22 protein-coding genes are annotated in these 25,069 nt (G+C 30.6%); 13 read left to right on the top strand and 9 right to left on the bottom strand.

The features are described from left to right. Window positions 1-329: 329 nt before the first annotated feature. Window positions 330-1,277: an AEC family transporter gene (locus tag CLPA_RS03895; protein ID WP_003446940.1), complete on the top strand. Its 948-nt coding sequence runs from the start codon at window positions 330-332 to the stop codon at window positions 1,275-1,277. Window positions 1,278-1,436: 159 nt separating this feature from the next. After that, entirely contained in the window at window positions 1,437-1,946 is a 510-nt protein-coding gene (locus CLPA_RS03890; RefSeq protein WP_003446938.1) for a flavin reductase, read from the top strand. Between the two features lie 228 nt (window positions 1,947-2,174). On the opposite strand, the gene CLPA_RS03885 is transcribed toward CLPA_RS03890, so the two are convergent. Further along, window positions 2,175-5,141 (bottom strand): cation-translocating P-type ATPase, encoded by a 2,967-nt coding sequence (locus CLPA_RS03885; protein WP_003446935.1) that lies wholly within the window; start codon window positions 5,139-5,141, stop codon window positions 2,175-2,177. Between the two features lie 530 nt (window positions 5,142-5,671). Here CLPA_RS03885 and CLPA_RS03880 point away from each other — a divergent pair. The 4 genes from CLPA_RS03880 to CLPA_RS03865 all read left to right on the top strand — a co-directional run bounded on the left by CLPA_RS03880 (window position 5,672) and on the right by CLPA_RS03865 (window position 9,100). Further along, window positions 5,672-6,166 (top strand): hypothetical protein, encoded by a 495-nt coding sequence (locus CLPA_RS03880; RefSeq protein WP_003446934.1) that lies wholly within the window; start codon window positions 5,672-5,674, stop codon window positions 6,164-6,166. A 27-nt stretch (window positions 6,167-6,193) separates the two neighbouring features. Next, window positions 6,194-6,466, top strand: a complete 273-nt coding sequence (locus CLPA_RS03875) for a hypothetical protein (protein ID WP_003446933.1) — start codon at window positions 6,194-6,196, stop codon at window positions 6,464-6,466. Window positions 6,467-6,626: 160 nt separating this feature from the next. After that, entirely contained in the window at window positions 6,627-6,860 is a 234-nt protein-coding gene (locus CLPA_RS03870) for a hypothetical protein (RefSeq protein ID WP_003446932.1), read from the top strand. Window positions 6,861-6,892: 32 nt separating this feature from the next. Continuing rightward, a complete protein-coding gene (locus tag CLPA_RS03865; RefSeq protein WP_003446931.1) occupies window positions 6,893-9,100 on the top strand; it encodes a heavy metal translocating P-type ATPase in 2,208 nt (735 codons plus the stop codon). A 174-nt stretch (window positions 9,101-9,274) separates the two neighbouring features. Here CLPA_RS03865 and CLPA_RS03860 read toward each other — a convergent pair whose 3' ends face one another. The 5 genes from CLPA_RS03860 to CLPA_RS03840 form a co-directional block, all read right to left on the bottom strand. Then, window positions 9,275-10,723, bottom strand: a complete 1,449-nt coding sequence (locus tag CLPA_RS03860; protein WP_003446929.1) for a fascin domain-containing protein — start codon at window positions 10,721-10,723, stop codon at window positions 9,275-9,277. A gap of 47 nt (window positions 10,724-10,770) precedes the next feature. Next, window positions 10,771-10,977: a hypothetical protein gene (locus CLPA_RS03855; RefSeq protein ID WP_003446927.1), complete on the bottom strand. Its 207-nt coding sequence runs from the start codon at window positions 10,975-10,977 to the stop codon at window positions 10,771-10,773. Window positions 10,978-11,047: 70 nt separating this feature from the next. Beyond that, entirely contained in the window at window positions 11,048-11,989 is a 942-nt protein-coding gene (gene galU, locus CLPA_RS03850) for a UTP--glucose-1-phosphate uridylyltransferase GalU (RefSeq protein WP_003446925.1), read from the bottom strand. Window positions 11,990-12,227: 238 nt separating this feature from the next. Further along, window positions 12,228-13,523, bottom strand: a complete 1,296-nt coding sequence (locus tag CLPA_RS03845; protein ID WP_003446923.1) for an MFS transporter — start codon at window positions 13,521-13,523, stop codon at window positions 12,228-12,230. Between the two features lie 798 nt (window positions 13,524-14,321). Next, window positions 14,322-14,885 (bottom strand): class I SAM-dependent methyltransferase, encoded by a 564-nt coding sequence (locus CLPA_RS03840; RefSeq protein WP_003446922.1) that lies wholly within the window; start codon window positions 14,883-14,885, stop codon window positions 14,322-14,324. Window positions 14,886-15,263: 378 nt separating this feature from the next. Here CLPA_RS03840 and CLPA_RS03835 point away from each other — a divergent pair, with 378 nt between their 5' ends. The 5 genes from CLPA_RS03835 to CLPA_RS03815 all read left to right on the top strand — a co-directional run bounded on the left by CLPA_RS03835 (window position 15,264) and on the right by CLPA_RS03815 (window position 18,746). Further along, window positions 15,264-15,653 carry a phage holin family protein gene (locus CLPA_RS03835; protein WP_003446920.1) on the top strand — a complete coding sequence of 130 codons (390 nt, stop codon included), beginning with the start codon at window positions 15,264-15,266 and terminating at the stop codon, window positions 15,651-15,653. Between the two features lie 149 nt (window positions 15,654-15,802). Continuing rightward, window positions 15,803-16,027 carry a DUF1659 domain-containing protein gene (locus CLPA_RS03830; protein WP_003446918.1) on the top strand — a complete coding sequence of 75 codons (225 nt, stop codon included), beginning with the start codon at window positions 15,803-15,805 and terminating at the stop codon, window positions 16,025-16,027. 33 nt (window positions 16,028-16,060) lie between these two features. Continuing rightward, window positions 16,061-16,300 (top strand): DUF2922 domain-containing protein, encoded by a 240-nt coding sequence (locus tag CLPA_RS03825; protein ID WP_003446916.1) that lies wholly within the window; start codon window positions 16,061-16,063, stop codon window positions 16,298-16,300. Between the two features lie 112 nt (window positions 16,301-16,412). Next, entirely contained in the window at window positions 16,413-17,126 is a 714-nt protein-coding gene (locus CLPA_RS03820; RefSeq protein WP_003446914.1) for a peptidoglycan recognition protein family protein, read from the top strand. Window positions 17,127-17,579: 453 nt separating this feature from the next. Then, the gene (locus CLPA_RS03815; RefSeq protein ID WP_003446912.1) at window positions 17,580-18,746 is read left to right on the top strand and encodes an aminotransferase class I/II-fold pyridoxal phosphate-dependent enzyme; all 1,167 of its coding nucleotides are present in this window, start codon (window positions 17,580-17,582) and stop codon (window positions 18,744-18,746) included. A 244-nt stretch (window positions 18,747-18,990) separates the two neighbouring features. Here the strand turns inward: CLPA_RS03815 and CLPA_RS03810 are convergent, their stop codons facing one another. Then, window positions 18,991-19,863, bottom strand: coding sequence for a pirin family protein (locus CLPA_RS03810; protein ID WP_003446910.1), 873 nt, complete (start codon window positions 19,861-19,863; stop codon window positions 18,991-18,993). A gap of 506 nt (window positions 19,864-20,369) precedes the next feature. Between CLPA_RS03810 and CLPA_RS03805 the strand changes: the two genes are divergently transcribed. Then, on the top strand, window positions 20,370-21,641 hold the full coding sequence (locus CLPA_RS03805; RefSeq protein WP_003446908.1) for a M14 family metallopeptidase: 1,272 nt from the start codon (window positions 20,370-20,372) through the stop codon (window positions 21,639-21,641). Window positions 21,642-21,821: 180 nt separating this feature from the next. Here CLPA_RS03805 and CLPA_RS03800 read toward each other — a convergent pair whose 3' ends face one another. Next, entirely contained in the window at window positions 21,822-22,142 is a 321-nt protein-coding gene (locus CLPA_RS03800) for a hypothetical protein (protein WP_003446907.1), read from the bottom strand. Between the two features lie 261 nt (window positions 22,143-22,403). Further along, window positions 22,404-22,502 carry a DUF4130 domain-containing protein gene (locus tag CLPA_RS22000; RefSeq protein ID WP_335617768.1) on the bottom strand — a complete coding sequence of 33 codons (99 nt, stop codon included), beginning with the start codon at window positions 22,500-22,502 and terminating at the stop codon, window positions 22,404-22,406. A gap of 169 nt (window positions 22,503-22,671) precedes the next feature. Here CLPA_RS22000 and CLPA_RS03795 point away from each other — a divergent pair, with 169 nt between their 5' ends. Then, window positions 22,672-25,065 (top strand): PAS domain-containing sensor histidine kinase, encoded by a 2,394-nt coding sequence (locus CLPA_RS03795; protein ID WP_003446905.1) that lies wholly within the window; start codon window positions 22,672-22,674, stop codon window positions 25,063-25,065. Window positions 25,066-25,069: the final 4 nt, after the last annotated feature.

The following is a 25,069-nucleotide window of genomic DNA, read 5'->3' as shown; positions in this document are numbered from 1 at the left end:
ATAATTAAATATAGATATCCAACTTGAAACATAAATTTTATATTTTTGAAACAAAGTCTACAAATTATTTTATTTAAGAATATTTATTTAGAAAATTAGATATCTGTATACTCAATAAAGGTATATACCTAGTGTATGTAAAACAACACTAGGTATATACCTTATTTTTTATAGTAACTACAAATAAAAATTACATGGAAAATATTTTCTCACAGCATTGTCTGTGAAAAAATGATTATCAATTAAAACAAATGATAATTTGTATATTCTAGAGTTTCTATTATAATGTAATTAAAATAATTTACATTTAAGAAAGGTGAAATTTTAAAATGGATAGTTTAATATACAGTTTAAATGCAACTATGCCCATATTTTTTGTAATTGTAGTAGGATATGTACTAAAGCGAATAGGCATGCTTAATGACAATTTCGTAGAAGTGGCAAATAAATTTAACTTTAAGGTTACTTTACCCTTGCTATTATGTACCGACATAGGAGCAACCAATATAATTAAGAACTTTGATGGAAAATACATATTGTTCTGTGCCATAGTTACATCAATTTGTTTTTGGTCAATCTGGTTCTTTACTAAGAAATTTATGAAAGATTCCTATATGAAAGGAGCTTTTGTACAAGCATCCTTTCGCGGAAGTGCCGCCATTCTCGGTATCGCCTTCGTTCAAAACATCTATGGCACTGCTGGCATGGCACCTATGATGATTATTGGAGCCGTTCCCCTTTATAACATATATTCTGTTATTGTACTTACCTTTGAAGGTAAAAATTCTACTGAGGGAAATGCTAACATAAAAAATGCCTTTATAAATATTATAAAGAATCCAATCATTATTGGAATTTTACTGGGTATGTTAATATCCTTGTTAAGTATTAACTTTCCTCCAATGATTGATAAAACCTTAAAAAGCTTTTCAGTGATGGCATCCCCTTTGGCACTGGTTACCATTGGAGCTGGCTTTCAAGGAAGAAAGGCCCTGGCAAAAATAAAGCCTACTCTAGTGGCTTCCTGCCTGAAACTGGAGCTTCAAGCTGCTATATTTCTGCCTATAGCGGTGTATTTAGGCTTTAGAGATCAAAAACTTGTTGCTCTAATTATTATGCTTGGTTCTCCAACTACAGTAAGCTGCTACATTATGGCAAAGAATATGAACAATGATGGAATTTTAACCTCCAGTATTATTGTAATGACAACTTTATTATCCGCCTTTACCCTTACCTTCTTTATATTTATACTAAGAAGCTTTGAGCTTATTATATAGATAGATTACAGAAAAAATATATTATTCACATTGGTATTATATATTATTATAATAGATACTAGATTTTATCAGTGTTTTTGTGTTAATATTTTCATATAGCCTAAAAAACTTAATTTAACATCTAAATATAAAACTTGAAATATAAAGGAGGTTTTTATAATGAGTAAATTTGTAGAAATTAAACCTGAAGAATTAAACAAAAATACCTTTCAAATTATAGGTAAGGATTGGACTCTTATTACTGCACAAAAGGATAACAAAGTAAATACCATGACTGCATCCTGGGGTGGTTTTGGTGTTATGTGGGGCAAAAATGTAGCTCACATAGTTCTAAGACCTCAACGTTATACTAAAGAATTTGTAGATAACTCCAGTACTTTTTCTCTATCCTTTCTAGACAAAAGTTTTAAAGATAAGCTTACTTATCTTGGAACTGTATCCGGAAGAGATGAAGACAAGGTGACAAAATCCAATTTAACTGTTGAACATTCAGATGCTACACCATATTTTGAAGAAGCTAATCTGGTAGTTATATGCAAAAAATTATATGCTCAAGAATTTAAACCTGAATTCTTCGTTGAAACTGATTTAGATGAAAAATGGTATCCTGATAAAGACTATCATACATTATATATAGCTGAAATTCAAAAGGTACTTATAAAAGAATAATCTGCATATTGCAGTAAATTCTATATTTTAATCATTCTTTATCTACATATATAGTAGATGCTTTTTAGCTAAATAAAGACTGTATAACAATCCATATATATAAATTGTTATACAGTCTTTTAGTTATTATAATATTAAAATTTAATTAATATCTATTTTCTTTGAAATACACCTTATCTTTATTGCATGCTGATCAAAACTAAGAACATTTATTCAATTAATAACCTATCAAATTCTACTGGCTGAAACAGAAGTTGCCAGTATTCCTGCATCCACAATTCCAAGAGGCACTGTTTTAAAAATAGAAGCAAAAAATGGCACATATATTATAGCTCCAAGTAATGCTACAGAGCTAGCTGTAGCATAGGTCATATATATATTATCCGTTATCTTTTTATTATTTTTACAATCATATACATTTACCACCTGGGTCAAAATCAAATTGCTGAAAGCCATAGTTCTTGCCTTTTGAACTCCCAGTCCAAGCATATTATATCCTTTGAAAAGTGCTACACTGGTAACACCTATTCCCATACCCCTTTTTATAATTTTTGAACTTAAATTTCTGTCAATGAGCTCTGTACTCTTTTTAGCAGGAGGACATTTCATTTCCTCTCCAGTAGCTGCTTCAATGGCAAGAGAGACTCCAAGTATACTTTCAGAGACTATATTGGTCCAAAGTACCTGAATTGCTATTAAGGGAAGTATTCCTCCTGTAAATGAGCAAACGCCTATGGCTATTAATTCTCCCACACTGCCTGCTAGAAGATATCTAGTAGTATTTCTAACATTATTGGATACTGCTCTTCCCTCTTCAATTGCCCTTACTATACTAGAAAAATTATCATCTATTAAAGTTATATCTGCCACATCCTTTGCCACATCGCTTCCATTATTGCCCATAGCAATGCCTATGTTGGCCTCCTTTATGGCAGGCGCATCATTTACTCCATCTCCTGTCATGGCCACCACATAGCCGCATCTTTTAAAGGATTTTACAATTCTAAATTTCTGCTCCGGAGATGTTCTTGCAAATATTTCTATATTCCCAACCTTAGAATCCAGTTCTTTATCACTCATATCTTCAAGTTCATTTCCAGTAATAACCAATCCTCCATTTAATAGTCCAAGCTGTTCTCCTATTGAAGAAGCTGTATCCTTATTATCTCCAGTTATCATCACAACTTTTATACCTGCCTTATGGCATTTTTCTATAGAATTTTTTACTTCAAGTCTAGGAGAATCCTCCATGGCAACTAAGCCCATAAAGGTAAAATTGCCATTGATATCATCTCTTTCGCTTTTTAAATTTTTATATGCAAAGGAAAGTACTCTTAAACCTTCTCCAGTCATATCCTTTTGAATTGATGACAGCTTTTCTCTGTCAGCTTTTGTAAATAATCTCATTTCTCCATCTTCATATATCATACTGCATTTATCCATGATTTTGCTAAAGGCACCTTTACAGTAGGCTTTTATTTGACTTTTATTTTTAACTACAACCGTCATATATCGTCTGCAGCTGTCAAAGGGAATTTCCCTTATTCTTTCAAATTCACTTTTCACAATCTCCTCTTTAATATTGCATTTTTCAGCAGCTGTTAAAAGAGCTCCCTCCGTAGGATCGCCTTGAACCTGCCATTGATTGTCCCTTTGTACAAGTTTTGTATTACTGCATAGTATTCCTGCTCTTAGCAATTCATCTCTAGAAACATTTTTATTGGGTTCTCCTTCTAGAAGTTCTATTTCTCCCTTTGGCTCATATCCTATACCTGTCATTTTATATAAGGCTTTATCACAGTACATCTTTTTTATAGTCATTTCATTTAATGTAAGAGTTCCAGTTTTATCACAGCATATTACATTGGCAGACCCCAAAGCCTCTACTGCATTCATTTTTCTCACTACTGTATTTTTAATTGAAAGTCTTTGAACACTTAATCCCATAGCAATAGTAACTAGAGCTGGCAGACTTTCCGGCAGAGCACCTACAGCTAAACTAACAGATAAATTTAAAATCTGAGCTAAACTTCTCCCTAATAAAAGCCCCATTGCACTTGCCCCAATACAGACTATGATACATATTTTAGTTAATTTTCGAGTAAAATTTTTCATCTTTATCTGCATGGGACTTTCATCTATTCCTATACTTTGCAGCATAGCAGCAATATTTCCTATTTCTGTTTTCATTCCAGTTTCTACAATTACTGCAACAGCATTTCCTGAAACTATATTTGTTCCCATATACAACATGTTATTTCTGCTTCCCAGCTCCGTATTTTTCTCACAAATACCTATTCCTTTAGATATTGCTGCCGATTCTCCAGTAAGAGAAGCTTCGTTTACTCTCAAAAAATTACACTTAATTATTCTGGCATCTGCCGGAACTTTATCTCCAGCTTCTAGACATATAATATCTCCAGGGACTAATTTTTTTGTTTCAACCTGCATTTCACTTCCATTTCTAATAACTGAAGCTCTATGTACAATCATATTTTTTAGAGAACCTATGGATTTTTCCGCTTTGTTCTGATGTGCCATTCCAATTAAAGTTTCTAAAAATACCATACCAAATATTACCGCTCCATCTATGATCTGACCCAGAAAAAATGAAATTGTACCTACTCCCAATAGAAGCTTAACAGAGGTATCATTTAAGTCGCTTATAAATCTTTTAAATAGAGACTCCTTCTTTTTTTCTGAAATAACATTGAATCCATAACTTCTGAGTCTTGATTTTGCAGATTTATCGGATATTCCCCTTTCATAATCTGTCTTTAAAAGAATTTTTATATTTTTCATATCCATAGCATACCATCTGTGCTTGTCATCTTCATCATCCTGAAATTCTGGTGCTATGGCAAGAGCTACTTCTTCATTGTAATTATCAGTTGATTTCCTATTAAATTTATCTTTTTTTAATTTTAATTCTTCTACAATCCTTTTCAATAAATTTATTATACTATCTTCATCCATTATCCACTCATCATAAACCACCAGTACTTTTGAATTTATTGGATTTGCCCTTACAAGCTGAATTCCATGTTTTCTGCTCAATAATATTTCTATCTGCTGAGCATTTTGTCTGTTTTTATAGATATAAGTTAGCGGTACTCTTATCCTTTTATAGAGTCTATTCTCTCTCCTTCTCACTTTGTTTTTATAGTCAATTCTAACCGCAGTGCTTTGACTCATCCTCATCATCCTTTTAATTTTAAAATAATATATCCCACTTAAGTATTTCCTTTTAGCTTATCAAAATTTATAAAAAATATTCTTATTGTAATTAAATATTATTTTTTGATTCTATGTATTAAATTTATATTTACGGTAAATACTATTTTCTAATACTATTGAAGCAAGTTCTTAATTCAGGTGGGAATTCTTTTACCCTATCTGAATTTTAGAACTGCAAATGCATTGCTTACTTGGCGTTGAACTCCTACTTGAAGAAAAGCAGAGAACCCAAATCTTCTTTTTGATTTTGTGTGAATCGCTTTCGCAGAGTGCAAGTAGAGAGCCCAAATTTCAATTTGGTGCGAATCACTTTCACAGCGTGCAAGCAGACAAAACAAAATTTATTTTGTATTTGGTGTGATTCGCTGTACAGCGTGCAAGCAGAGAACCCAAATTTCAATTTGGTGCGAGAGCTGTGCAGAGTGCGTGGGAGACTTACGCCAAGTTAGTCAAGTTAAATTTTAATTATACTTAAATGGAGGATATATATGGATACCTTTAATGAAAACAAACAGGATAAAAATATTACTAGTAAAAATACAATAGAAGAAAATAGCACAATAAAAAATGCATCTCAATACGAAGACAGCTTAAGATCCCTTGAAGAAAAATATGAGAACTTAAATAGAGAAATAAAATCACTGGAAGGTATTAAAGTCAATATGGAAGAAAGCATAAAAACTATGCATTCAGACTTTGAAAATATCAACAAAAATATTGGAAGCATACTTGAAAAACTGGATAATACAAATTTTAATTCAGAGGATGGAAGACGCGATCACTCTAGAAGAAGTCATTCCTTAAAATCTTTAATAGGAAGCCCTCTTAGAAAATTAGCAGTAGGAACTCTGACTGGAATTTATACTGTAGCTGACAAGACAATAGAAGGTGTATACGATATAAAGGAAAATACCGAAGACATTTTTGCAGAAGCACAATATAAAAGCAAAAAGAGAAAAGTTAATGCTGCAGAGCAACACTAAAAATCTATTAAATGAAAGGAGCTGCCTATGAAAACTAAAGTTCTAGAGGAAAATTCTTCTGCTAAAACAGAAAATTTTAAAATGCTAGAAGAAAAATTAGATGGTGCAGAAAACACCATAAGAGACTGTATAAAACTCACTTTAGAGGATATAAACTCAAACCCAGACTGCGAAAAGGAATACATTGAATCCTGGGCCTCTTACCTTAAAGGTATAAGTGATTATTTTTTTCAGGCTAGTGAAAATAGCGGTAACAAAAATATATACAAAAAAGTTTTTAGACGTATGATATTTAAATAGTATGATTTCATAATTAGTATTACCTGAGGAGTTTGTTGTATGTATCGAATTTAAAATAAGGTTTATATGTAAAATTCAACCTCTTGTTATTAGAATATGAAAATTAGTCAATAATTAAATTGAATCTAATTTTAAAGTACTTTAATATGGAGGCACATATATGAACAGAAATATTAATAAATTCCTTTTAGGAACAGCAGCAGGAATAATAGTATGTAAAATTCTATCAAAAAACAAAAAACATCTTAAATCCGCTGCTGTAAATATTTTAAGTAAAACTGTAGATATAAAAGATGAAGTTAGCGGCTTTTGCAGTGGAGTCAGTGAGGAAGCTCTTAAAAATTCCAGAAAAAACCACATCACAAATATTGAAAATACATCTGAAGATGAATAATGAGAATTCTAAAATCGCAGGCGGTGATAATTTTGCATGAGTTACATGTTTTACCTGGGCGTGTAAGATTTAAAACTAAAAGCATTTATAAAGACAAATCTCTTGCTAAATACATAGGTATCTATATTGATAATCTCTATGGAGTAAAATACAACAAAATAAATATACATGCTTCTACAATACTTGTTATATATGATGAAAAGAAATCAGATTATAAAATTATAAAAGACAATATAAAGAATGCTCTTTCTTCCATAATACAAAATGGCAGAAGAGATTTAAAAAATTATAACAGATATTTTGAAACAGTTGAAAGAAGAGATAAAGTAAAATTAAAACTTATTGCCTCTGGAATTGTCTACATCACTTTTAAAATAAAACAGATTTTCCAGGGTAATTTTTCATTGCATACTAATCTTAAGGTATTAGAGGCAGCCTCTATAGTTACTATTGTAGGAGGATATCCTATTTTAAAAAGCTTTTATAAAAGATTTACAAAACATATTCCCACAGATGCGGATATATTATTGAAATTATCTGCGCTAGCTCTCATAATTATGCGTGAAAGTTCAGAAGGCATACTTTTATTGTTTCTAAAATACTTAAGTGAATACATAAAATTGTCTGCTGAAGTAAATTGTATGAGACAATTAGATCAAAGTACAAGAAAAAATTCCGATATGAGCTGGCTCATTAGAGAGGATAACAGTGAAATTTTAATACCAGCAGAGTCTTTAAATATTGGTAGTACAATAGCTGTACATAAAGGTGAAATAGTTCCCGCAAAAATAGTTATTGAAGAAGGCTCCTGCCTTATTAACAATTTATATTACAGTGGTCAGCCAATAGTAAGTCAACTAAAAAGTGGAAATACTGCCTATGAAGGAATGACTTTGCTTTCAGGGAACATAAAGGCTAAAGTCTTGGAAATTCCAAGGCCTTCTGTTAAAGCTGAATCCATATTTGAAAATATGTATATAAATAAAAGGCTTATAGGTTATCAAAATAATGCTTCCCCTGTGGCTATGGGTATAGCCGCTTTTAACTACTTATTTACTGGAAGCCTTTTAAATGCTATGTCAATACTTTTAGTTTTATGTCCTGAAGCCTCTAGTACTGCTCTTATCAGTGGCATGAGAAATTATTTTTCACTTTTACATAGGCATAAAATATACTATAAAAATCCAAATTCTTTAGAAAAACTAATAAATGTAAATAGTATAGCCTTTGATAAAACTGGTACTTTAACAGAGGGAATAATGAGCATAAAAGATGTAAAACTCTATAGCGACTTCTATTCAAGGGATGAGATAATAAATATATGTGCAGCCTGTGAACTTGATAATTATCATCCCATTGCTGTAACCCTAAAGCGTGAGGCTAAAAATTATGATATCAGCAAGATAAATAACGCTGCCTTTATACCCACCACTGGAGTTGAAGCAAACTTTAAAAATCATAAAATACTCATAGGAAGCATAAAGCTTATGCAATCCAATAATATAAACACAAGAATAGCTGAAACAGACTATTATAATTTTGAAAAAAATCTTTGCACTCCTATATTAGTAAGTATTGATGGAAAACTTTGTGCTCTTTTAGCTTTAAAGGATGTTATACGAGATGGATCTAAAGAATTGATTGAGATGTTAAATGCTTCAGGAATTAAAGATATATCACTTCTAACAGGAGATTTAGAGGAAAAAGCCAATAGTACTGCTAAATTACTAGGAATAAATAACATCTACAGTGAATGTACCGATTTAGACAAAGAAACAGTTATAAATTCCATGAAGAAAAGAAGAACTTTAATGATGGTGGGAGACGGTATAAACGACTCTAAAGCAATGAAAGCAGCTGATATAAGTGTATCCTTTTGTAATTCTGCCTGCAATAAAGTAAAACTTCATTCAGATTGTATTGTACTTGATGATAATGTAGAAAGCCTTGGGGATTTTATAACACTATCTAAAAGATCTTACGGAATGATCAAACAGACTATAACCTTTTCTAAATTGTATAATATAGCCCTGGGAACACTGGCCTTTTGGGGATATTTTAACCCCTTTACTGCTAAATCCTTAAATACTATAAATTCAATACTGGTATTAATTCTCAATGAGAGAATTAAATTTGTTTCTCCTAAATGCTATAGATCCTACGAAAAACATTATACTAGTAAATCCAATGTAGAATTGTCATTAAGTGAAGTTTCACAGAGTAAAACAGTGGAAATTTAAAATATCAAAGTTCAAAGAACTAACAAGCTAAAATCTACTACTGTTAACAATAGTAGATTTTAGCTTGTTTAATTATAAATATAACAAATTATTTTAATAGTACTTTTAAATTATTAGTTATATTTATATTTTGAAAGTTCATTAATAAAATTATTAAAAAAATCACACTGCCAATTAGTGTTTCCATATATAAAATCTTTCCGCAGCACCAATATAATCATGATTTGCCATTAGTGTTCCCTCAGCATTAATATCCGCACTAACTACCTTATTATTTGCTAAAGCTATTATGACATAAGCCCCCTGCTCCTGCCATATAAAAATAAACTTTTCAGCATTATTTATTTCAAAGCTGTTAGCTGAAAGCTTACCTTTTTCACTTAAATTAACTCCAACATATGCAGTATTCTTAAGAGATTTTAATGACACAGTTCCATCCTTACTACCTACCACTAAAAATCTCTCCTCTTTACCCATAGCATTTGAATTTTCCATAAGTGCTTGACCATTAGTACCATTCACAGTTACTATTTTACTGCTGTATTCATTATCTCCATAGACATAAGAGCTAAGTGAAATAACCTCTCCATCCCTTAATATGGGAGAAGCTTCATAAATACTGCACTCCGCCAAAAAAAGTGCATCATTCTGTTGAATGATTTCAAAGTTCATCTGTTTTATACTTTTTATCTTGTAGCTTCTATTGCTTCCTATATAGAAAAACATTACAGGATTTGTTTCTCCTTCTACAGTAAATTTAAATAATTCCTCACCTAAAGTTATTTTGTCTCCTTCTTTTACAAGCATTTCAATGGATTTTATATATTTCATGGATATAAACAGTCTGATTCCAAAAGCTGTTTTTATCTCTATGCTATTCTCATCTTCTTTCAAGGAGGATATAATACCCTCTACCGGTGAAATCACTGGATCCTTGAAATTTTCCTTATTTATGTATATAAGATGTCTTCTAAGAACTTTTATACGGGAAATAAAAGGTGAAAGATAATTATAAAGTTTACATAGGTAGAGAAAAAATACTGCTGCAGGTATTATACTTAAAAGCTTAAAGGGAAATTTAAGTTCTGAAGTAAAAAGCACTGTAAAAATCAGAGTAATTACCAATACTAAAAGCAAATTCATAAACACATAATTGTAATAAGAATTATAAATTTTACCATTAATAGGTGAATATATTATTCTATTATAATATTTTCTCTTTTCCCTATTTATATTTTTAGTATCTGAAATAATTTTCTTTTTCTTAAGCTGCTTTATGTAAATTCCCTCTACATACTCACATATCCCAATTAACTTGTCAATTAAAGGAGAATATACCGCTTCTTCCTGTTCTTCTGTAGAATTATTATAACGATTATTATCTGCTTCACTATAATCTTTATAAAAAATTCCAGTATTTTTTTCTCTATCACTAATTATAGTGTCCTCTCTGTGAGAAACTATAGTATCTTCTTCATCAAAGTCCGGTCCATTGTATGCCTTCTGCTGCTCTTTATTACTCTTCCTTGTATCCTTAAACATTATACGAAGGGAAAAGAAAAGTATAAGATATACAACAGCTATAAAAATAATTTTAATTATTAAACTAAATTTGCTAATCAATTATTCCACCATCTTTAACTAAATTATACTAATTGAAATTTATATATTTATAAACAATTATAGCTTTTCCTTATAAATATTTCTATGCTTATGAGATAAAATTCATCTTGAAAAATAAATTTATGTATTTTCTGCGGGTGCTTTAAATCAAAATTCCCATCAATAATAGGCTTCCTCAATAAATGAGCAAGCCTAAATCCAGAAAGTATACCTTCACTTTCCAAAAGATCTTCATTGTTTTTTATTCCAATCATATACCATAGCACATTTAAAGGAAAAATTATATAATGAAATAAAGGCCTTTTACTCTGAAGGTGAACTACATTATTTTTTTACTTCTACCTTACCAGCTGCAATTTCGGCATATTCTTTACTCTTCTTATCTTTTCTCCAGCCTTCTTTATCTGATAGATCAATTAGATATCTCATAAAAGGTTCTCTTAAGTCCTCTCTCTTTAATGCCATTTCTACAGTGGCCTGTAAATATCCGAATTTATCTCCTACATCATATCTTCTTCCCTGGAATTCATAAGCATATATAGCCTGGTTTCCCAAAAGATTCTTAAGCGCATCTGTAAGCTGTATCTCATCGCCTTTTCCCGGTTTAGTTCTTTCTAAAACTTCAAATATATCAGGCATTAATATATATCTTCCAAGGATAGCTATATTTGATGGTGCTTCTTCTATTGTTGGTTTTTCCACTAAATCCTTTACTTTGTAAACACCTTTTTCTATATTTAAATTTTTTACTATTCCGTACTTTGACACCTGATCCTTTTCTACCTGCTGTACTCCAAGGATTGATGTTTTATATTCATTAAAGCAATTTATAAGTTGTTTTAAACATGGTACCTTTGCATCTACCACATCATCTCCAAGCATTACTGCAAAGGGTTCATCCCCTACAAAACTCTTTGCACAATGGATAGCATGACCAAGTCCTCTAGGCTCTTTTTGTCTTATGAAATGAATATTTGCTAAATTAGTTATTTCTTTTACCTGTGCTAATAGCTCCAGCTTATTATGAGTTTCCAGCTCTAATTCAAGCTCTACAGATTTATCAAAATGATCTTCTATAGATCTTTTATTTCTTCCTGTAATTACAAGTATTTCTTCTATACCTGAAGCTACAGCCTCTTCTATTATGTACTGTATAGTAGGCTTATCTACTATTGGAAGCATCTCCTTTGGCTGTGCCTTTGTAGCTGGTAGAAATCTTGTTCCAAGGCCTGCTGCCGGTATTACTGCCTTTCTTATTTTATTCATGGTCATTTCTCCCCCTCTAAAATAGTTATATACTTATGTTATTACAATATATGTTATTTTTCAACATATAAATATAATAAACTAAGAGGTTAATCCATAAATTATTAAAAATTATATAAATAATCACTTTATGGAATATAAATTTTAATATTGAAAACTTAAAATTCCAGAATTAACTTTATCTAATTCTGGAATTCTATTGCTATAAACTTTTTATTTTATATATCTTTAAAAATTGTTATGTCGTCTGATTAAAAGTTTTTGTATTTTCAGAATTGTGTATATTCTTAACGTTTTCAGAAACAGATATTTTTAATCCAAGAATTATAATGCCAGAAAGTATCCACATACTTGCTGCAAATATAAGTCCGGACATTGTATTGCCGGTAATTGAAACTATAACTCCTATTATAGTAGCTCCAAAAAAACCTCCTAAATTTCCTATACCATTTATAAAACCTATTGATGGTCCAAGGGCCTTCTCACTTATCAGTAGTTGAGGAAATGTCCAAAATATAGGAGTGAATCCTGCTACAAAATTGTAGAATAGTACAAACCCTATGGATACAGCAATATAGTTTTGAGTAGCTACTGATAGTAAGAGCATTACCGCTCCTCCTATTATTGATAAGGCTGCATGCCATTTCTTTTCTCCTGTTTTATCAGAATGACGACTAACTAAATACATTACTATAATACCAACAATAGTCTGAAAGGAAGTCAATAATCCAACAAATCCAAAACCACCTTGTGTAGCATTCTTTAAAATAGTAGGCATCCACATAGTCACACCATAGCCCCCTACATTTAATGCAAAATAGGATACTATCAGTGCCCATGTTTTTCCATTCAAAAGCACTTCCTTCCAATTTTTTGATGCAGGTTTAATATTTCTAGCATCTTCTTCAAACTCTTTTTTGAGATACTCTCTCTCTTCATTGGAAAGAAATTTAGCTTTTTTAGGATTATCTACCAAAAATATCAGACAAACAACAGCCCAAATTATTGCTGGAAATCCTTCTATAATAAATAATCCACGCCATGAAGCATAAGTCATAATCAATCCTGATACCGGTCCCACAATAAGACCTGCAAAATTAGCTCCCATTTGCCAAAATCCATTAGCCCTAGCCCTTTCACTAGATGGAAACCATTCAGTTACTAAAATAAGAACCGCTGGGAATAATGCACTTTCTGCTAACCCTAGACAAAATCTTATAATTAATAAGTGTTTTGCATCTTGAACAAATCCTGTACTAACTGCTAATATACCCCATATTAACTGCGTAATAAATAGAAGTTTTCTAGTACCATATTTTTTTGCTATATATCCGGCAGGAACCTGTAATATGAGATATCCAAGAAAAAATATACCTCCAGCCATTCCTATTATAGTAGGAGAAATATTTAATGATTTCTGCATTCCACTAAAACCAACATTATTTCTATCTATATACGCAATCGTATACATAACAAGTATAAATGGCAAAATTCGTGTAAATCTTTTATTGTTACTTCCTATATTTTTCAGCACTATTCATCTCTCCTTAAATTCTCTATGATATAAAATTTTAATAATACAATAAACTTTATACCTCCCTTATTAAGTATTTATAAATTTAAATTTTTCATATCTAATTTTAAATCTTCTATCACCTCAACCTTTCATTAGTTGTATTACAAATATATTCAACTTAAATAGGAGTATTTGTAATAGCTTATGTTAGAAATCGTTTTCTACAGTACTAAATATAACCTTATTTACAATTATAACGTCTCATTTATTTCCAGTCAACATATTTTTACCATAATAAGCAATTAGGTTTCATCATACAAAACGATATTGTTATACCTTTTTTATCATTTATTAAATTTAATATATATCCAATTTGAAATAAAAATTTTAATATTTTCAAAAAATTAAAACCGCCAATTAGTTATCTTCAATAAACTAATTGGCAGTTAAGCAACTACTACTTCATGAAAATCTATTATTTTTCTTTGAATACTTATCACCCTTTTAGATTATTTTATAATGTTTATCCATTATAAAATTTAATTCTTTTGTCTAATGTACTTTTTTAAATAAACATAGCAATTTAAAATTTAATTTACAGGCAGACTTTTAATTTGACAAACCGCTAAAAAATTTACAACTTCACAAAACACTATCACACAATTCTCATTAACACATTATTAATTATTATAAGACTTTTAATTCATGAACCAGTATTGCCCTAAGAAGTTTTAACTTCTCATTGATTTCATTATAATGTAAACGTTTATAAAAGTCAAGGATATTTCAAAATTTTGTTTCATCTATTTTGCCAAATTATTTACAATTAATACAATTAAATACATAGGCTGGTGGTATATTTCTAAATTCTCTCTTTATATTAATTTTTTTGAAATATTGTTTTATGAACTCCTTTTTAAATAAAGTATATTGAAAAGTAATAAAATTTCCATCTTCTTTTAATACTTCCCTAGTCTTATTAAGTATATTTCTGGATATTTTTTCTGGTAAACTGGCAAAAGGTAATCCTGATACTATGTAATCTACAGATTTAATATTATATTTATTAAGATAAATATCAATGTTCTCAGAAGAATCATTTATAACAAATAAATTTTTTTCATTTTTAAATTTAGCTTTAAGCATATTATAAAATTTATCGTTTAATTCCATTAATAAAATAATAGTATTGGCTCTTCTTCTCGAAAGTAATTTTTCAGTAAACACTCCAGTTCCGGGACCATATTCAATAATACAGCTGGCATTTTTGAAATCTATTCCCTCTACCATCTTATTTGCTAGATATTTAGAGCTGGGTAATATTGCTCCTACACTTTTAGGATGTCTTAAATACTGTTTAATAAATGATATTTTTTTCATCTTTATATTCCTCTCCTCGTAAATATGTACTATAAAATACTAAAAAATCAAAATTTTTATTTATCAATGGAATTTTTATGTAATATATGTATTTTCTATTATACAATTATAAATTTTAAATAGTATTAACAATATATTAATTATATATAAAATTAATATTTATTTAACATTTTTTTATTAGTAATATCAACGATATAAACCTATATTTATTTCTCTAATAAATTTATTTAATCTTCATACCTTATTTGCAGATAAAAATATAAAATTAATATTTTTTATTAAACTGAGCATACTAGATACATGTTCATAAAAACTTTTACTTAAGTGCTTATGAAATCAAATAAAATTTTGTAATAACTTTAGAAGGAGGTATTATTCATGGCACATAATGAAGAACATAGAAATGGAAATGGAAATGAAAGACATTCAAATGGTAGTGGTATAATTCATTGGTTATGGAGATTAGTATTTGTTGCAATTGTGTTGGCTGTAACATCTTTCTTAACACCTGGTTTTTCCATTAGAGGATTATGGTCATTCTTACTAGCTGCCGTTATAATAGTTGTGGTTGATTATTTAGTAGAATCCTTTATGGGTGTAGATGCATCACCTTTTGGTAAAGGTCTAAAGGGTTTTATTATATCTGCTGTAATAATATATTTGACACAGTTTTTAGTTCCAAATATGCGTGCATCAATAATAGGTGCTATATTGGCAGCTTTAGTTATTGGAGTAATAGATGCTATAGTTCCTGGCAGAGCGATGTAATTTTTTAAAATAATTTATTAAAAAGAATCTTTTCTAATGAAAAAATTAGAGAAGATTCTTTTGCTTTTCTAAAAAATTTTTCAAATTATCCTGTAATAAATTTTTCTATGTCATATATATAGTCAGAAGCACAGAAAGGAGGTGATAATATGGCAGCAGCATTAACTAAAATTTCTTCTTCGCTAGTTATAGTATTGAATACTGGTAAAGACGAAAATGGAAAAGACACCAGTAAAAAATTAAATCTTGGGGCTATAACAACTATCGCTTTAGATCAGGATATATACGATGTAGCTTCAGCTATAGGCAATATCCTTAACTACCCAGTATCAACAGTACAAAAAGTGGACAACAGTTTACTTACTAATGAGTAATATAAAAAATGTTATTAAAAAGGAGGAATTACAATGGCTCACAGACTTACTTTGAGATTTACTACTGAAGAAGATGGCAAATACTTCTCACTATCCATTGACAATGTAAAACAAGATGAGAATGGACAAGCTACTGTGACAGAAGCAGAAGTGAATAATCTTATGGATCTTATAATTCAGAAAAAAGTCTTTTCCACAAAAACTGGAGAATTAACAGGTAAAAAGGATGCCAAGATAATAACCACATCTTCTACAGATTTTGACATAAGTTAATAATTGTTCTAACTTATAGCCCTGCTGCAATGCAGGGCTGTTGTATTTAACCCTTAGCTTTAATTCAGTAAACAGTCTAGTGAAAATAATTTTCTATAAGGAGGCCCTCAATTTGAATATATTAAATGGGAATTTAAAATTTAAAAATCTCTCTCTCTACGCTAATAATCCTAAATCCATATTGATTCATCATGCTGCTGCAAAACATTGCAGTATACAGGACATCCACCATTGGCATCTTGAAAAGGGCTGGGCAGGTTGTGGATATCACTACTTAGTAAGAAAAGATGGCAGCATATATTCAGGAAGACCAGAAACTAGCATGGGTGCCCATTGTATAAATTATAACAGCACATCTATCAGTATATGCAGTGAAGGAAATTTCAACAATGAATCCATGGAAAACAAGCAGTACAGTGCACTTTTAGAACTTACAGCTTTTTTAATAAAAAAATATAATATAGATAAAATATACGGCCATAGTGAATTAAATCTAACCGATTGTCCCGGTAGAAACTTTCCTCTAAAAAATATGAAAACTGATTTGGCTGTCAAAAAATCTTCACAAAATGCAGCTAACAGCCAAATTCAACCTATTCCCTATCCTGGATACCTTATGAAGATGAATCCAAAACTTATTGATGAAAATGTAAGACTTTTTCAGAAAAAGCTCATATATAAGAACTACAATTTAGGTAAATGGGGAGCTGATGGATACTTTGGGAAATACACCTTTGAGGCGGTTATAGCTTTTCAAAGAAATAATGAATTGCTTGCAGATGGAATTGTAGGCATAAATACCTGGAACAGGCTATTTTCAAATTGATAATAAGAATAAAAGTGCTGTTTCACAATGTATACATATGCATGCATTGTGAAACGTCTTTTTAGTTATTATAGATTCTACTATATAAGACCAGACGTTAAAATCTAATTTTTCATAACTAAATGAAGTCATTTACAAGTCCAATGAATAATTTATTTCCTTTGAGACATATCCCTATTTTAAAAGGAAAATCGAGGATTATTGAGAAGATAAGTTCTAACTGAAGATATTCATTAATTCTCAGCTTAACATTTATTGATAAAGATTATATAATAAACTTATCAATAAAATCCAGCATGTAATTACATATATTGTAATTTATGATAGTAATATCCTATGTAATTTATTTATAATTCATAGTAATATCAATTAACCTTCTTTGTTGTGGATTTATTATGCACAAATGAATTTGTAGTAATGAATATATAAAAAATAAACTTGTGGAGGTATATAATGATTTTTTCTAAAAAAATGGAACAACTTACCTCAGCTATATTTTCTCAGCTTCTAGAAAGAAAAAATAAACTTATAGCTGAAGGACGAGAAGTAATTGATTTTAGCGTTGGTACTCCGGATATCCCGCCAGCTCATCATATAATAAATACAATAGTAGAAGAATCCAGTAAACCTGAAAACTACATATATTCCATAAATGATACGGAAGAATTAAAAACTTCAGTTAAGAAATGGTACAATAAACGCTATGGAGTAAAGCTAAAGCAAGATGAAATAATATCCCTTATAGGTTCTCAAAGTGGTTTTGCTGAATTGTCTCTGTGCCTTGTGGACAAAGGTGACATAGTACTGACCCCGGATCCTGGTTATCCTATTTTTAGTGTTGGTCCTTATCTTGCTGGTGCAGAAATAGTTAAAATGCCTCTGCTAAAAGAAAATAATTATCTCATTGACTTTAATTCCATAGATAAAGAGGTAGCTAAAAAAGCAAAATTAATGATAGTATCCTATCCTAACAATCCAACTGCTTCTACTGCTCCCAGAGCTTTTTATATAAAACTTGTGGAATTTGCAAAGAAATATAATATAGCTGTACTCCACGACAATGCCTATAGCGAACTGGTATTTGACCATACAGAAGGTGGAAGTTTCTTATCTATCCCCGGTGCTAAGGATATTGGAATTGAATTCAATTCTCTATCAAAGACTTACAGCATACCTGGCTGCAGAATTGCATTTGCTGTAGGAAATAGGGATATTATAAAGCAGCTAAAAATGTTAAAATCCCATGTAGACTACGGAATGTTCCTTCCCTTTCAAAAGGCCGCCATTGCAGCTTTAGAGGGTCCAAGGGATTGTGTACAATCAGTAAAAAATACCTACAAAAAAAGAAGAGATATTCTCATAAAAGGTCTTAACAAAATTGGATGGCATATTGACAACACTGGAGGCAGTATGTTCCTATGGGCAGCTATTCCTCCAAAATATAAATCTTCTTTGAAATTCACCTTTGATCTTATGGATAAAACAGGAGTTATAGTAGTTCCTGGCAGCAGCTTTGGAGCGTACGGAGAAGGCTTTGTACGTTTTGCCCTTGTACAAAATCAAGAAAAGATACTTAATGCGATTCAAAATATTGAACTTAGCGGTATTTTTGAGAATTAGGATTAAATTATTATGCATTTTTAGTGTAAACAGGAGAAAAGGACGAAACAATCCTTTTCTCAGTTGATAGTTGATAGTTGATAGTGGAAAGTTAAAAACCAGTTAAGAGTTAAAAATTAAGAATTAATAGTTATTGTTGCTTTTTCTCCGCTGTGCTGCGAAAAAAGCTTAAAAACTCATAAATTAATAAAGTTTATTTCTATTAGTTCTAAATTTTTCTGTAGTGCAACGGGAAAAAAATATCCTACAAATTCAGATTATACCTACTCTCACCTATATTTTTTATAAAAGTTCCCTTTTTAATCTCCTCAAAAGCAGTGTCAAGTTCTTCTTGTGTATTCATAACAATTGGACCACCCCAAGCCACAGGTTCCTTAAGAGCTTTTCCCATGAATACAGCAAATCTCATACTGCTGTTTCCAGAATAAACCTCCAATTTTTCACCACTGCTGAATAAGACAGCATTCTTTTCCTTTACATAATTCTGCTGTTTATCATCAAAACTCCCCTCACCTTCAAAGATGTATATAAATACAGTAAGATCCTCCTCAGTTTCAACAGACCACTTTGCATTTTTCTCCATACTTACATCGAAAATCTGAGCCTTTACATATTCTCCCTGAATTGCTCCTGCAGTGCCTTTATAATGTCCTGATATTATTCCAGTTACAGAGCCTTCTTCCTTTATTGTTGGTATCATATTCGCTCTTATATCGTTATACTTTGGAGTACACATCTTATTTTCCCTTGGTAAATTGATCCAAAGCTGAAAACCATACATTCTCTCTGAAGGCTTTGGCATTTCCTGATGGATTATTCCGCTGCCTGCAGTCATCCATTGACAGCAGCCATTGTCAATAGTTCCCTTGTTCCCTATATTGTCACCATGTTCTATTTCTCCCTGTATAAGATAAGTTACAGTTTCAATTCCCCTATGTGGGTGCCATGGAAAGCCCTTAACATAATCCTCAGGATCCTTAGAATCAAATACATCCAACATTAAAAATGGATCAAATTCCTTAACAGTTCTATTAGCTATAACACGTACAAGCTTCACTCCTGCACCATCATATCCTACATTACCATCTACAATTTTGTTTATCACTCTTTTACCCATAATTAAACCCTCCTTTTATTTCTTAATGGATTTTTAATCACATTTTTTAGCTCTTCTTGCATTTCCTGTTTTTTATATTTGTTCAAAATAAACTTAATTACCTATATTTTAACCCATATTCTTTATATAATCTATATACCATTTTCTATTACACTCTACAGCTATCAGCATATTATATTAATTTTCTTATTTGAAGCAAGTTCTTAATTCAGGTGGGGATTCTTTTACCTCATCTGAATTTTAGAACTGCAAATGCATGGCTTACTTGGCGTTGAACTCCCACTTGAAGAAAAGTAGAGAGCCCAAATTTTAATTTGGTGCGAATCACTTTCACAGAGTGCAAGTAGAGAACCAAAATCTTCTTTTCGATTTTGTGTGAGGGCTGTACAGCGTGCGGGGGAGACTTACGCCAAGTTAGTCAGGTTAAATTCATCTGAAATATTCTGTAACAATTTCATATCTAAAGTATAAAATAATAGTGATAATTAATGTTAAGGTGGTAAAATATGCCTATATATAGATTAGGTTCCCGTGGAACTGAAGTAATGAAACTACAGGCGGTACTAAAAAAGATAGGATATGACCCAGGCCCCATTGACGGAATATTTGGAAGCCAAACAAAGTCAGCTGTAAGTACCTTTCAAAGAAATAATGGACTCACTCCAGATGGTATTATAGGTGCTGTTACTTATGGAGTCCTTGAAAAATTTATACTGGGATATGATACTTATACCATAAGACCAGGAGATACGCTCTATAATATAGCAAGGAATCATTATACTCAGGTAAATAAAATTATAGCTGCCAATCCAGGTATAAATCCAAATAATTTAACTCCTGGAACTACTATAACAGTACCCTATGGAATTAATGTAGTTGACACAAACATAGATTACACTTATGACATTTTAGAAAAAGATCTTAGAGGTCTAAAAGCCAGATATCCCTTTATAACCATAGGAAGTGCAGGTACAAGTGTTCTTGGTGGTCAGCTATACTATGTAAGACTTGGTACAGGACCAAACCAGGTTTTCTATAATGGATCTCATCACTCCTTAGAATGGATTACTACTCCTGTACTCACAAAATTTATAGAAAACTTTTCCAAAGCCTATGTGGATGGAACAAATATAAGAGGATATGACGTAAGAGATATATGGAATAGAAGCAGCATATATATAATGCCCATGGTAAATCCTGACGGAATAGATTTAGTCCTTAATGGTTTATCGAGAACTAACCCCTATTACAATGACTTGATAAGATGGAACAATGGCAGCACAAATTTCTCAACAAACTGGCAGGCTAACAACCACGGAGTTGATCTAAACCATAATTACAATGCACTGTGGAATTTATCAAAGGAAGCCGAAGCACAATATGGCGTATTTGGTCCGGGACCTACCAGATACTCGGGCCCATCCCCAGAATCAGAACCTGAAACAAAGGCAGTAGTAAACTTTACAAGATCTCACAACTTTAGACTTGTTCTTGCTTACCACAGTCAAGGTGAAGTTATATTCTGGCAATTTTCCAATCTTACTCCACCAGAATCTTTAGCCATAGGTAATCAATTTTCAAACGTAAGTGGCTATGACCTTGCTGAAACTACTGGAATAACTTCCTATTCAGGCTATAAGGATTGGTTTATTCAGGATTTTGGAAGACCGGGCTTTACCATAGAAGTAGGCAGAGGAACAAATCCCCTTCCCATAAGTCAGTTTGATGAAATATATAATGATAATGAGGAATTGCTGCTGTTAGCTTCTATTATTTAGTGTGGAAAGTTAGGAGAAAAGGACGAACTAAAACTTGAAAACTTTTCTGTAGTGTAGCGGAAGAAAAATATCCTTATTTGATATTTGTTCTTTGAACTTTACACTTTAATGCTTGTTTCGTCTTTTCCCACAATGCTGAATAAAAATTTAAATCTCCGGAGCAGGGATATTGATAAGTAGTTAATCTTCAAACATTTTACTTATTTCCAATAATTGTGATTCATCTGCATAGATCATAAATTTCCCATTTTTTCCAATAAAACTCTTACCACACTTGCTCACGCTGTCTGGTATGGCATATCTGAATTCAGTCTCTTTAAACTTTCTTATATAAAAGGATTGTAAATGATAACAGTAAAATCTATAACCAATGTAGGATGTAAAATTCTTTTCCTTTTTTAACTCTATATCTGCTAATTCCAAATCTTTAACTGGTCGATGTATTTTAAATAATAATTTTATTATGGATCTATTTAATTCCTTTAGTTCTGCATCGGTCATTATTTTTCACCCCCAAAAATTTATCCGATAACTACCAGACCTAATACGTCATTGCTCTCTGTACAGTACTGGCACAAAATTAAAATTCTAGCCCTCTACTACAAAGTGGCAGATAATGTCTGCTACGTCCCTGCATAACGATTTCTAAGTATCTAAAAATACAGATACTAAGAACTCTGTTTATAAAAATGCAGTATAACAATATATATTATATCTAATTTTACCATAAAGTTCATCCTAAAATTTTAGCTGAACATAAAACTATATATCCTTAAACTCCGTCATATACTTCCAGTAACGCTTTGGCATATGGCCGCTTCGGCATTTTAGATTTCTCCATCCTTCTACTTCAATAAGCATTTATTTTAAAATAATTAAATTTTCTTACACTTTCTAACATAAAAAGGAGGACTTTTAAATTTTATGTAGAATATATGTGAGTTGACTATAGAAATCTGATTATTTATGTGTAATTTTAAGAAAAACAAACAGATTTTAACTTCTATATTTATAGCGGAGGTATATAATATTGAAAATTTTTAAATATATGAAAATCTATATATTGTTAGTAACCTTTATCCTGTTTATTAACCTGTTACAAATTCCTGTTTACTCAAAAGATCTGAATGAAAAAAAAATACTAGTTATAGTATCTAGTGAAAACTACATACAGTTAACAGATGGAAATAAACTTATATCTTGGCAAAACTCTATGTTATCTTCCATAAGTGATGTTTTTATAAAAAATAAAGAAAATATACATATAGATTTTCAATATTTAGACTGTAAACATAATTCAAAAGAATTTTTAGATGAAGTTTATAATTTATTTAAAATAAAATATGCCAATATCAAATACGACGCCATAATTACTATAGATGATTTAAATAATGTTGCCTTCAATTTTATGATGGATTACGGAGAAAATCTATTTCCAAATACACCAGTTGTATTTTCAGGAATATCTAAATTTGATAGTTCCCTGCAAAAGCAGCATCCTCAATTTACTGGAATAGCAAAAAATACTGATATAAAAAGCACTCTTGATGCGGCTTTAAAACTTCATCCTCAAACTAAGCAAATATTTGTAATTACAGATAAGGATACCTATGGCATTGCCAATAGAAAAATTATAGAAGATTTAATACCCCATTATAAAAATAAGGTTAAATTTTTGTTTTCTGAAGAAAATAATATATACAAATTGAAAACACAAATTGATAACCTTCCCAAGGATACAATAATCTATTTTTCTCCTGGTATTAAAGACAATAATAATGATAATTCAATTTCTTATAAGGGAGCTTCAGATATACTTTTTAAAGATGCCAAAGTCCCCATATATTCCAGAGAAGGCCTAAAAAGTAACAAGTATATCGTAGGTGGTATGGTAACCTACGCCGATACCTACGGTACTGAAGTGGGAAATTTAACTTTGAAAGTATTAAATGGTAAAAAGCCCTCTGATATAGATATTACACGAGATAATGCGCATAAATATGAATTTAACTATCCACAGTTAAAAAAGTTTAATATTGATACAAATTCCTTACCTAAGAATTCAGTAATATTAAATGCACCCATAAAAAATAACTACTTATATAAGAATATTATTATTAAAATTTCTATAATGATTATTATATTTATAATAATTATGGAAACCTTTGTAATAATTATTAGCATATATAGACGTAAACTGGCAGAAAAATCACTATCTGATAATGAAAATCTTTTAAGGACTTTTATAAATTCTACTCCAGATATAATTTACCTAAAAGATTTTAGAAACAACTTTTTGGAAATAAATGATGCTGCTTTAAAAATATTAAGTATAAACAGAAAGAATTGTAAGAATATTAATTCACATAAATCAAATAATTTATCAGACTATACTAGAAATCTACTTACAAAATTTAATATAAATGATAAAAGGGCTTGGGATACAGAAAATATCTATAGATATGAAGAGATCATTCCTGATACTGTGAATAGAGCAAATAAAATCTATGATACTTTGAGAGTACCTTTATTTGATGAAGATGGAAATCCTAAATTCATGATGCTGATAGGTCGTGATATAACTGAGCACAAGCAAAATGAAAAAAATGAAAAACTCATTAAGGAATTGAAATATTATGACGAGCTGAGAAGTAACTTTTTCTCAAATATTTCTCATGAACTTAAAACTCCTCTTAATTTAATCTTCAGTGCTCTTCAATTTATAGAATTAAAGAATAACAAAGATAAAAATACGGCATTAGAAAAATACACTGGAATAATGAAACAGAATTGCTATAGACTGCTTAGGATTATAGACAACCTTATAGATATAAGTAAAATTGATTCAGGTAATTTTTTTACACATTTTGAAAATAAAGATATAGTATACATAGTAGAAAGTATAGTAATGTCCGTGGTAGATTATGTAGAATCTAAAGGTATTGATATAGTCTTTGATACAGATGTAGAAGAAAAGATCATGGCCTTTGATCTGGATGCAATGGAGAGAATTATTCTTAATCTATTATCCAATGCAATAAAATTTACACCCAGCGGTGGCAACATAGAAGTCAATTTACATGATAGAGGAGAAAGTATTGTTATTTCCATAAAGGACACCGGTATAGGTATTCCTAAAGATAAACAATGTTCCATATTTAAGAAATTTATTCAGGTAGATAAATCCCTATCAAGAAATAGAGAAGGCAGTGGTATAGGTCTTTCTCTGGTAAGTGAATTAGTACTTTTACATAGAGGAACCATTGAAGTTGAAAGTGCTCCAAATAAAGGCAGTGAATTCAAAATAACTCTTCCTGTAGGAGTTCTACCAGAGAAGGAAAATGTAAAAAAACATAATGAATTGGATAAGGATTATAATATACAGAGAATTAAAATAGAGTTTTCAGATATATATGATTATTGATTCA

The sequence above is a fragment of the Clostridium pasteurianum DSM 525 = ATCC 6013 genome, assembly GCF_000807255.1.
GTDB classification, from domain to species: domain Bacteria; phylum Bacillota; class Clostridia; order Clostridiales; family Clostridiaceae; genus Clostridium_I; species Clostridium_I pasteurianum.
This window is presented reverse-complemented; position numbering and strand designations above follow the sequence as displayed.

Coding starts and splice junctions, on each gene's coding strand:
- CLPA_RS03895 (WP_003446940.1), top strand. CDS start 330: ATGGATAGTTTAATATACAGTTTAAATGCAACTATGCCCATATTTTTT.
- CLPA_RS03870 (WP_003446932.1), top strand. CDS start 6,627: ATGAACAGAAATATTAATAAATTCCTTTTAGGAACAGCAGCAGGAATA.
- CLPA_RS03805 (WP_003446908.1), top strand. CDS start 20,370: ATGCCTATATATAGATTAGGTTCCCGTGGAACTGAAGTAATGAAACTA.
- CLPA_RS03880 (WP_003446934.1), top strand. CDS start 5,672: ATGGATACCTTTAATGAAAACAAACAGGATAAAAATATTACTAGTAAA.
- CLPA_RS03830 (WP_003446918.1), top strand. CDS start 15,803: ATGGCAGCAGCATTAACTAAAATTTCTTCTTCGCTAGTTATAGTATTG.
- CLPA_RS22000 (WP_335617768.1), bottom strand. CDS start 22,502: ATGCTTATTGAAGTAGAAGGATGGAGAAATCTAAAATGCCGAAGCGGC.
- CLPA_RS03885 (WP_003446935.1), bottom strand. CDS start 5,141: ATGAGTCAAAGCACTGCGGTTAGAATTGACTATAAAAACAAAGTGAGA.
- CLPA_RS03810 (WP_003446910.1), bottom strand. CDS start 19,863: ATGGGTAAAAGAGTGATAAACAAAATTGTAGATGGTAATGTAGGATAT.
- CLPA_RS03835 (WP_003446920.1), top strand. CDS start 15,264: ATGGCACATAATGAAGAACATAGAAATGGAAATGGAAATGAAAGACAT.
- CLPA_RS03800 (WP_003446907.1), bottom strand. CDS start 22,142: ATGACCGATGCAGAACTAAAGGAATTAAATAGATCCATAATAAAATTA.
- CLPA_RS03890 (WP_003446938.1), top strand. CDS start 1,437: ATGAGTAAATTTGTAGAAATTAAACCTGAAGAATTAAACAAAAATACC.
- CLPA_RS03825 (WP_003446916.1), top strand. CDS start 16,061: ATGGCTCACAGACTTACTTTGAGATTTACTACTGAAGAAGATGGCAAA.
- CLPA_RS03855 (WP_003446927.1), bottom strand. CDS start 10,977: ATGATTGGAATAAAAAACAATGAAGATCTTTTGGAAAGTGAAGGTATA.
- galU (WP_003446925.1), bottom strand. CDS start 11,989: ATGAATAAAATAAGAAAGGCAGTAATACCGGCAGCAGGCCTTGGAACA.
- CLPA_RS03875 (WP_003446933.1), top strand. CDS start 6,194: ATGAAAACTAAAGTTCTAGAGGAAAATTCTTCTGCTAAAACAGAAAAT.
- CLPA_RS03840 (WP_003446922.1), bottom strand. CDS start 14,885: ATGAAAAAAATATCATTTATTAAACAGTATTTAAGACATCCTAAAAGT.
- CLPA_RS03815 (WP_003446912.1), top strand. CDS start 17,580: ATGATTTTTTCTAAAAAAATGGAACAACTTACCTCAGCTATATTTTCT.